The sequence below is a fragment of the Vulcanisaeta sp. EB80 genome, from assembly GCF_002078205.2.
This window is the reverse complement of record NZ_LCWN02000078.1, coordinates 1-9,327: the sequence shown is the minus strand read 5'-3', so window position 1 is coordinate 9,327 and position 9,327 is coordinate 1. Positions and strand designations below refer to the sequence as shown.

Below are 9,327 nucleotides of genomic sequence, written 5' to 3'. Positions count from 1 at the left end.
AAGCCGAAGTAATTGACGGGAACCTCAACATTAACCCTAGCATCATCCACATACTTAACCCTCAAGCCGTTTATGAAGAACCTAACACCCAATTCCACATCCTCAAGGACATCCTCAGGCCAGTAACCAACTACCCTGAGGGCCTTAATATTAACCAATGAACCACTACCGAGTATCGGAACCCAACCAACTAAATCATTGAGAGACTTTAAAACCTTAAAGAATAGTAGGTAACCAACCCATTGACCACGTGCCAATAACGAATCGCCTTTATTATCGGCAATCCACCTAGGAACTATCGCATGTGCTGAATTTATTTCGGCAATAAGCTTCCCAAGTGTCTCTGGATTTATTGATGAATCCACGTCGAGGACTACCATGTAATCCCCATCGCCAAGACCCAGCCTCTTTATGACGTAATTGAGCGCACCACCCTTATAGCCACGGGGCTTTTCCCTATGCATTACCCTAACACCGTACTTATTACCAAGGGTTTTGATCATACTAATCAATTCATCATTATATCCGTCAAGGATGTACACGATCTCATTAATGCGTGACTTAATCGATGATGATTGACCCATGGATTTCTCTATCAAATCAAGCGGTTCAGCCTTGGCTGGAATTACTAGAAAAACCTTGCCCCCGCTGGTGTAGTCCTCCCTGGGTTTTGTATTGGTGTCTCGGTCCTTAATTGATATCAACAATAATTGATAAATCATTGGGTAGAACGAGGATATCATTATTACGATATAGATTAGTACAATTATTGTTCCATAATTTATGAACATCGAACCTATCAGCGGGCAGATCTTAATAACTTATTCTTCCCTAGAATTCTCGGCGCTCAGGTCTAGGACAATGTCTATACGCGCACCCTTACTCCTCACCTTCTCAATCCATGAATTATTCATAGAGATTAGTACGGAGACTCCAGCAAGCTTTGCCCCGGCATTGTTTATCATATCAATCAGGGCATTTAGTGTCCTCCCTGTCCTTACAATATCGTCCACTATCAAAACCTCGTCATCCCTCTCAAGCAGATGCTTGGGTAGGTATAGCGATGCCTTGCGTGGTGGTGAATCAACGATGTAGCTAACCTCGTAGAATTCCTCCGAAGCTAAGTCCTTATATTGCTTGGCTATGGCTAGTTTGGCGTTTAGTGCATAGGATGCCATTACGGATAGGGGTATTCCATCGGTTGCTGCGGTTAATACCCTATTTATTGGTAGGTCGGAAAATACCTCCTTAACCCTCCTCTGGAAGAGCTTGAGTATGTTTGGGTTGAATAACACGTTGTTCAGGTCTATAAAACCATCCTTGATCGTAACATTCCTTCTCAAGACCTCTGTGAGGTCTAGCATTGTTTTCAATTTATCCTTTATTAAACCAACCGTCTCTAATGACGGTAGTAAATCACCATTTGCATACCTACAGAGTAGGCTCTCGGGTATATCGAGTACCTGGGATAATTCCCTATACGATAACCCATAGATGGACCTCACAGTATTTATTAAATCAACAGCCTCTAACTGCTCATCAACCTTAGCCAACCTCCTACCCACACGCATTGCGTTAATTATTTAATCAATTGTTTAAAAACTTAATCATTAATTTCCCTATCGATTTCCTATTAATCAGTGTAGAGTAAATGTATTACCAATGATTACGTGGTGAAAGGTTTTTATTGAAATATAATTATTTACTTAATGTATGAGTAGTGAGGAGGGGAGGGAGGAGGGTGAGGAGGAGATTGAGAGAGGGGGAGTATCTGCAGAGCTTGTTAGGGGTGGTATCCTAAGGATTAAGTGGGTTACTGGGAAGACCTCAGCCGCAAGATTGTTTGGTAAGTACGGTAGGGAGGGAAGACCGGACTTCTTTAGATTACTCTTTGGTGCAATTGGTGGTAGCTTGAGGTCCCAGTTCCCTGAGGATAAGGCTAATGAACTATTTAACAGCATTAGAAACTCACAAAACTTCAAGGATTCCCTAGATGAGGTCTTTGACTCAATGAAGAGGTGGTTCTTTGATGAGATAGTCCCTAAGTACAAGCTAGAGCGTGGCGATGTCTTCGTGATATCAACAACACTCGAGCTAAACATAAATACGGGCGAGCTTAAGTGGGATAGGGAGGGCACGCAGGTAATCTATTGGGTGAGGAGCGATAGGGTTGCTGAGAAGTGCAGAGAGCTGGGTATTGCGGCCGCTGCCCCAACTGGTGGTGAAGAGCTTGATAGATTGAGGAGGGAGAGGGATGAATTAATGAACAGAATCAATGAGCTAGAAAGCAGGCTAAATGCCTTGACTAACGAGAACAATAGGTTAAAGAGCGAGAACGAGGAGCTTAAGAAGAAGCTTGAGGAGATAAGGCAATTATTGGGCTAACCATGACCATAATAACCTATTAAAATCCCGTAGCCAACGACATCATGCACATTTAATGAATTAATTATTTCGCGATCATACAAATTGGGTGCCGGATTTATTGTAATATTTAGAGCTAGTACTACCACCACATACTCATGTGGAGGACCAGGTGGTGGGCATGGACCACCGTAGCCGATCTTACCGAAGTCATTAACTCCCTGATAGCCAATTCCAGGTATATAGTACTCGGTGGGTAAACCCTCCTGTATTTGCGTTACGTTAGGTGGTATGTCATACAATACCCAATGTATAAACACGCCACCAGGTGCGTTTAAATCCTCGATAATCACCATTATTGATTTTGCATTACTAGGTATATTGCCTAGCGTTATTGGGATTGAGATGTTGGCACCATCGCATGTGTACATAGGTGGTATTTGCGATCCATTAGCGAATGCTGAATTTACAAATATCCTAGGTACATTCATGGGGATTGTAACTAAGCCTATCCTTTGTACGTTTATGGCAGTCCTCTTCGCATGAAACGTTAGGAGCATTATCGCTAATGCGATTATAACCACAGCCACTATTATGGTCATGATTAACAAGGGTGTTTTCATGCTAACCCCACCTGTATTTTGGTGAAAATGCTTAATTAGGTTGTTGTTTCGTGCTTCATTGTGCCCATTATAAACTTTAAACGAAGTGATTTGGAGGGTTTATTGGGTAGGTATTTTAGGGATTCCAATGAGTTGGTATCATTATTGAATAGGCTTAAGGGTGAGGTTGAGGGGGTTTCTGGCGATGAGGTTACCTTCGAAGTTACCCACGACAGGCCTGATTTGTTCTCTGTGGAAGGCGTGGCAAGGGCCCTCAGGGGTTTATTGAAGGTTGAACTTGGCCTACCCAAATACAGCGTTGTTAATAATGGGTTTAGGCTTGTTGTTGAGGATGTTCCGAATAGGCCGTTCATAGCCATGGGTATTGTTCATGACTTAAGATTGAGTGATGAGGCCATTAGGCAGATGATTCAGTTGCAGGAGAAGTTGCATGCAACGTATGGTAGGGATAGGCGTAAGATGGCAATTGGCTTTTACGACGCTGATAAGATAAAGCCACCACTCACGTATAAACTTGAGGAGTTAGGTAGGATTAGGTATAGGCCGTTGGAGAGCGATAGGGAGGTTAGCGGCTTCGATGTTATTGAGAATACCGAGAAGGGTAAGGCGTATGGTAAGTACGCGGTTTATGATGGTAAGGCGCCCATACTCGTAGATTCTGAGGGTAGGGTACTCGTGATAATACCTGTACTCGGTAGTGAGGACTTTAAGGTTACGGAGAAGACGAGGAACGTGCTTATTGATGTTACGGCTACAGACCTAAAACTCGCAAGATCCATACTTGCGGTTCTCGTTTATAACTTAATTGAAAGAAGCACGTCGAAAGTCGTTGAGCTTGTGAATATCGATGCCCCATGGGGTAACTCGATATCGCCAATCCTCGACCCACTGGAGTTTAGGGTCTCGGTGAATTTCGTAAACGATTATTTAGGGCTTAACCTGGGCAGGGATGAGATAATCAATTACCTATTGATGTCTAGGCACGATGTGGTGGATCTTGGCAATGATGAATTGCTAGTTAGGGTTGCACCGTATAGGCTCAATGTCCTGCATCCAGTGGATATAACGGAGGATGTTGCCATAGCGTATGGTTACGAGAATATACCGAGGGAGGTGCCAAGACAGCCGGTTAAGGGCTCGAGGAGTGGTTTAGGATTATTTGCAGATTTGACTAGGGATTTGATGATTGGGTTGGGGTTCCAGGAGGTTCTTAATTACATGATGAGTAGTAAGGATGTAATGATTAATAAGGTGATGTATAGGAGGGACTTGGTTGAAGTTGATAATCCAAAGTCAGAGTTATACACGGTAATTAGGGACCACATATGGCCACAACTAATGGAAATACTCCAGAGAAATAAACCACTCATTAGCAGAACACTTAAGTTATTTGAGGTGGGTTACGTTGTTTCGCCAGATCAAGGCAGTGAGGTTGGCGTTAAGGAGGATCTCGTGCTCAGTTACGTAATTAGTGGTCCTGAAATAACCCTCACTGATGGATTATCAACCCTAAAGGCATTAATGACTAACCTGGGTATTGAGTATGCACTAAGGCAGTGTACGTTACCGTCCGGGCTACCTGAGAGGACGGCATGTGTAGTACGGAATAGCAAGGACGTTGGGTTTGTGATGGAGCTATTACCCGATGTAATAGTCTCATTCGAGCTTGAATACCCTGTCGTTGTTGCTGAGATAAGGCTAAACGAATTGTTAAAAGAATGAGTTAAAAATCCCTGGGTTAAGAGACTAATGTGTATGGTTTCGTATTTAGTAAGGTTGATGTAGTTTCAAGAGGTGTCTGGGACTTGTTTAACAGAGACGGTGAATTACGGTATAGGTCGAGTGTTGGTGATTACGAAATTTACGACTTAAAGGGGCATATTGCATTCTTAGCCCTTAATAGGGATATTGTCTACCTAGACGATGTTGAGGATGTAATAAATAAACTCGACACCAAGCCTAGTGAGTTGATATTCGTGAGCAGACACGCAATGAAGAATCCAAGGCCCATGTTCACATCCCATGTAACCGGCAATTGGGGCGCTGCTGAACTTGGTGGAAAGCCAAACACCGTATCGCTTGCGAATCCTCACACAATTACTGCATTCTATAGGGAGCTATGCAGGTTGAGGGTTGATTATGGCTTAGACCAGTTCGAGTGCTACATCGAGGCTACACACCATGGACCAACCGTGATGACAATACCAGTAACCTTCATAGAGCAAGGTAGTTCCGAGAAGGAGTGGGGCGTAACCAGGGGTTGGGAGCTTCTTCACAATATTGTTAGTGAGTTTATCGAGGGTAAGTTGGTTAGCAATTATGAGCCGGCAATCTCGATAGGCGACCTTCATTATCTAACCATGGGTAATAGGCTGCTTAGTGGTGAGGCCGATATTGGCCACGCAATACCTAAGTACGTGAGCCCAATAACTGAGGATATGATTATCAAAGCCGTAACCATGATGACCCATAAGCCCGTGAAGGCCTATGTCAGTTGGAAAGCTATTGATAGTAAAACTAGGGCCCTGGTCACTGAAGTACTTAATAAACTAGGTGTTAAACTAATCAAAAGGACTTAAATGGGGAATTATGTTGGTCTAGATTTAGCATTACCCGGAAGATGGAGGACTGGTTTTGGCTTATTGGATGAGATTAAACGTATCTATGATGTTAAGACCCTATCCTCAAGGCATGAAGTAATAAAGCACGTTGTAGAGAGTATGCCTAAGTTCGTATGCATTGATGCACCCCTGGGTCTTCCTAGGTACGGTATTAACAGGTTAGTGGAGATTGAAGCCAGGAGGAGGGGGCTCAGATTGATCCCACCACTCCTGGGCTCCATGAAATCATTGACAATGTACGGTATGGAGATTGCCAGTATTTTAAGGAAACAGGGCATTGCTGTCCTAGAAGTCCACCCAACATCAACACTCAAAATACTTAATATCACGAGGCAAGGCTTTCTTAAAATGATTACATCAACGTTCAATGGACCAATCATTAGTAATAAGCATGAACTAGATGCCCTGGTTGCCGCCTTTACATGCCTATTGCACGATCGTGGTTGCACAGAGGAATTGATTGGTTATGAGGGTGAGGGATCGTTGGTAATACCACAAAGTAACTGCACCTATTTCATCTAGGCGCACCTTAATTAGTAAGATATTATGTGTAAAGTGCGTAATAACAATGAACGAACTCGGGAACCTCATTAATAAGTACAGGGACTTAGTAATTAGGGTCTTTAGGCTGGGAATTGATTGTTGTAGCGATGATTGCATAATCAGGGTTTTAGATGTGAGCCATCTAGGAAATATTGGTTGTGGCGTTTATGGTTTAATGCTTGATTCTGGGCAGGTAAATGAACTGTTACGGAGACCATCGATCATAAAATTATTACTTAATAAAGGAATAATTAGGCTATTCGTATATCCCTGTATTAATTCAGAGAGGATTAATTTCTTAGAAAGACTTGGTTTCATCGTTATTAACTACCTCACAAGTGATGATTGCGTACTAACGAGAGAGGTTATAGTGCATCCAGATGCTTACAGAATAATTAATTTAGTGAGGAGAGGTTTCGCAGTCTATGTGCACCTATATAATCCCTATATAAGAAGGGATTATTCGTATGATGCGGTCTCACTTTTTGATGCCACTTTTGAATACCTAGTTAGGAATAATGTTAGGGTGTACCTGATTCTAGATAGTATTTAGTGGCTATTCTTGTGTATAGTTCCTTAATTAATTCCGTCCATTTTAGATGAACCGAGTTATTCTCATACTCTATGTACGTCTTGAAAATATGCTTCTTGGTCATACGGGTGTACCTTTTACATTTAGGGCATCCTAGCATTACGTATGTTGAATTCTCAATTAACTGGAGGTTAGAGCCGCATATGGGGCATTTTAGGCTTAATTCCATCTTTGACGATTCCTCCGACTCCATTGTTTAAGTTCTGAAAATGGGCGAATATTTAATAATCGGATAAAATGTTGACGTTATAGTACTGTTAATTATAAATGATTAGCAGGTAATTTAGTACCTGTCGTTAATCATTAACTACAGTATATTGCTTTAATCAATATTAAATGGTCATGTTCAATTGCTATCTTAACTTAATATCGATGTAGGTATTAGCCTTATTTTAAAGGCTCACTGTAAATAAATCATGCATAATAACTAGTAATTTAATGCTCACGATACAGAGGAGCATACCAATACCGAGGATTGGACTTAATAAGCTCATAAATTACATAGTCTTTGTTGGTGAGAATCCCGGGATTAATTGTTCGGCGATTAGGGATAGGGGGCTTGATATTGGTAAGGGTAGGGGCGACATAACGAGGTTTTTTCAGAGGATTGGCATAGTGTCCGTTGATAATGAATGCAGTGTTAAATTAACGGATATTGGGAACACATTATTTAAGACCTTAAATGATGATCTAGCCCTCGCAAAGACCTTAATGCACCTCATACTATATAGTGAACTACCTCATTACAGGTTACTAATTGACGTAATAAGCGAGAATGGTACGGTGAGTGTTGATGAGCTTCATGAAAAAATAAATCAAAGGATGAGGGAGCTATCACCAACGGCGTGGCTTAATGACGTCGCCTACAAGGCATTGATTGGCTTAGCTGCTGATTTGGATGTGATTGAGGTGGTTGGTAATAGGGTGAGCATTAAGTATGTAGCCTCGGTTAGTGAGTGTATTAGGAGGTCTATCGTAATCTTAGGTGGACAAAGGATACTGAGGTTTGATGATTTAAGCAACTGCCTTAGGCAGGTGTTTAGGAACTTAGACAATACCTCACTGATTAATGGTATTGGTGACTGTGTCGAACCAATAATGGCACCAAACCCCGTTAATGCCAGATCGGCATATCTTAAGGTTATTGATGAAGATTGCGTAATTAGGCGTATTGTTAATACAGTGTTTAAAACACCATTTAGTCCAGGTTAGCATTGCTTATTTTTCAACTGCATCGTTATTATGTACTTATTATGTTTATCTATGTATGTTGTCCCAAGTACTACCTCATCACCTACCCTGACGCACCTCTCATCCTTAACATTCATGAGCCAACCCATCACCCTAACATCACCAACCCTAGCTATAGCTATTATGTATGGCTCAAAATCCTCATAACCCTGAGGTCTAGCGTAAACCTTCGTGAATGTCTCCAGGACACCCTCCCTAGGTAATTCTACCCACTCCACATCACTTGAGCCACAATATGGGCAATCGATTTGGGGTGGGTAATAAACCGCACCACAGTTTTTGCACCTTGTTGCGTAGATCCTACCCTCCCTAAGTCCGTCGAAGTACTTGACAACCCTACCAATGGGTATTTTATGCCTATACACTATGGGCACAGAATCTATTGTAGGGCCTTCCATTTTCACGGTCTTTCTACTGGTCTTTTTCTCCGCCATGGTTGGTCACCTCCTCAGTATCGTAACATAACCATAATGACCTGTACCACCGATATTATGGGCAAGACCTATGTACCTCTTCAACGGTGCCTGCCTACCACGCTCTCTCTCCTCCCTCAACTGCTTAGTTAGTTCGTAAATCATGGCAAGCCCTGTTGCACCCAATGGATGCCCCTTACCAAGCAAACCTCCGCTCAGGTTTACGGCGACCTTACCACCAATGTCACTCTGCCCCTCCTCGATGAACTTGCCACCAAGACCCTTCTCCACAAAGCCCAGATCCTCGTAAGCCATTATCTCGGCTATTGTGAAGCAATCATGAACCTCCGCAACCTCGACATCCTTGGGTTCTATACCAGCCTTTTTGTATGCCATCTGTGCGGCTAATCTTGTGGCCTTCAATCCAACGTAATTCTCACGCCTTGTTATATTTGCGGTATCGGAGGCATAACCAATGGCCTCGATCCAGACAGGGGTATCCACCTTGAGCTTCTTAATCGCATCTTCACTTGCTATTACGACTGCTGCAGCACCGTCAGTTATTGCACTACAATCGTAGAGTTTTAGGGGCCAGGCTATTGGTCTTGATTTCAATACTTCATCCACGGTAACCTCAAATTGAAACTGAGCCTTCGGATTTTTCGCCGCATATTTCTGGTTCTTAACCCTAACCAATGCTAACTGCTCCTCTGTGGTTCCATACATAGCCATGTGGGCTGTGGCGTATAATGCGTAATAGGCAGGGAACGTCGTTCCGTAAAAATGATACTCCCATAAATAATTGCCACCTCTGCCACCAACAGCTAGCGAGGTTGGTGTGTCGACCTCATTCATTTTCTCTACACCGATTGCCATGGCTATGTCAACGAAACCAGAGGCAACCATGTTATAAGCAACGG

11 protein-coding genes are annotated in these 9,327 nt (G+C 42.6%); 6 read left to right on the top strand and 5 right to left on the bottom strand.

Annotation, left to right across the window (positions count from 1 at the left end; translation table 11 throughout):
• The coding region (locus B7L70_RS10860; protein ID WP_143701634.1) for a glycosyltransferase at nt 1-791 on the bottom strand (791 nt) is incomplete at its 3' end.
• Between the two features lie 30 nt (nt 792-821).
• Entirely contained in the window at nt 822-1,571 is a 750-nt protein-coding gene (locus B7L70_RS10855) for a phosphoribosyltransferase family protein (RefSeq protein ID WP_081228180.1), read from the bottom strand.
• 142 nt (nt 1,572-1,713) lie between these two features.
• On the opposite strand from B7L70_RS10855, the gene B7L70_RS10850 reads away from it, so the two are divergent.
• Nucleotides 1,714-2,385: a transcription factor gene (locus tag B7L70_RS10850; protein ID WP_081228179.1), complete on the top strand. Its 672-nt coding sequence runs from the start codon at nt 1,714-1,716 to the stop codon at nt 2,383-2,385.
• Here B7L70_RS10850 and B7L70_RS10845 read toward each other — a convergent pair.
• The gene (locus B7L70_RS10845) at nt 2,382-2,987 is read right to left on the bottom strand and encodes a YbhB/YbcL family Raf kinase inhibitor-like protein (protein ID WP_081228178.1); all 606 of its coding nucleotides are present in this window, start codon (nt 2,985-2,987) and stop codon (nt 2,382-2,384) included. The genes B7L70_RS10850 and B7L70_RS10845 overlap by 4 nt on opposite strands.
• A 60-nt stretch (nt 2,988-3,047) precedes the next feature.
• Here B7L70_RS10845 and pheT point away from each other — a divergent pair, with 60 nt between their 5' ends.
• The 5 genes from pheT (at nt 3,048) to B7L70_RS10820 (ending at nt 7,955) form a co-directional block, all read left to right on the top strand.
• Nucleotides 3,048-4,709 (top strand): phenylalanine--tRNA ligase subunit beta, encoded by a 1,662-nt coding sequence (gene pheT / locus B7L70_RS10840; protein WP_081228177.1) that lies wholly within the window; start codon nt 3,048-3,050, stop codon nt 4,707-4,709.
• Between the two features lie 29 nt (nt 4,710-4,738).
• Nucleotides 4,739-5,566: a D-aminoacyl-tRNA deacylase gene (locus B7L70_RS10835; RefSeq protein ID WP_081228175.1), complete on the top strand. Its 828-nt coding sequence runs from the start codon at nt 4,739-4,741 to the stop codon at nt 5,564-5,566.
• Nucleotides 5,567-6,130, top strand: a complete 564-nt coding sequence (locus B7L70_RS10830) for a DUF429 domain-containing protein (RefSeq protein ID WP_081228172.1) — start codon at nt 5,567-5,569, stop codon at nt 6,128-6,130.
• A gap of 46 nt (nt 6,131-6,176) precedes the next feature.
• Complete coding sequence (locus B7L70_RS10825) at nt 6,177-6,704, top strand: hypothetical protein (RefSeq protein ID WP_081228169.1); 528 nt, start codon at nt 6,177-6,179, stop codon at nt 6,702-6,704.
• Between the two features lie 477 nt (nt 6,705-7,181).
• On the top strand, nt 7,182-7,955 hold the full coding sequence (locus B7L70_RS10820; RefSeq protein ID WP_081228166.1) for a hypothetical protein: 774 nt from the start codon (nt 7,182-7,184) through the stop codon (nt 7,953-7,955).
• Here B7L70_RS10820 and B7L70_RS10815 read toward each other — a convergent pair.
• Both B7L70_RS10815 and B7L70_RS10810 read right to left on the bottom strand, forming a co-directional pair.
• On the bottom strand, nt 7,952-8,428 hold the full coding sequence (locus B7L70_RS10815) for a Zn-ribbon domain-containing OB-fold protein (RefSeq protein ID WP_081228164.1): 477 nt from the start codon (nt 8,426-8,428) through the stop codon (nt 7,952-7,954). The two genes, B7L70_RS10820 and B7L70_RS10815, sit on opposite strands and share 4 nt — an antisense overlap.
• Nucleotides 8,429-8,434: 6 nt before the next feature.
• On the bottom strand, nt 8,435-9,327 hold an 893-nt coding region (locus tag B7L70_RS10810), incomplete at its 5' end, for a thiolase domain-containing protein (protein ID WP_081228161.1).

What these genes read in the sequence shown, in the direction of transcription:
- B7L70_RS10825 (WP_081228169.1), top strand. Translation starts at nt 6,177, where the DNA reads ATGAACGAACTCGGGAACCTCATTAATAAGTACAGGGACTTAGTAATT.
- B7L70_RS10830 (WP_081228172.1), top strand. Translation starts at nt 5,567, where the DNA reads ATGGGGAATTATGTTGGTCTAGATTTAGCATTACCCGGAAGATGGAGG.
- B7L70_RS10845 (WP_081228178.1), bottom strand. Translation starts at nt 2,987, where the DNA reads ATGAAAACACCCTTGTTAATCATGACCATAATAGTGGCTGTGGTTATA.
- B7L70_RS10855 (WP_081228180.1), bottom strand. Translation starts at nt 1,571, where the DNA reads ATGCGTGTGGGTAGGAGGTTGGCTAAGGTTGATGAGCAGTTAGAGGCT.
- B7L70_RS10850 (WP_081228179.1), top strand. Translation starts at nt 1,714, where the DNA reads ATGAGTAGTGAGGAGGGGAGGGAGGAGGGTGAGGAGGAGATTGAGAGA.
- B7L70_RS10815 (WP_081228164.1), bottom strand. Translation starts at nt 8,428, where the DNA reads ATGGCGGAGAAAAAGACCAGTAGAAAGACCGTGAAAATGGAAGGCCCT.
- B7L70_RS10820 (WP_081228166.1), top strand. Translation starts at nt 7,182, where the DNA reads ATGCTCACGATACAGAGGAGCATACCAATACCGAGGATTGGACTTAAT.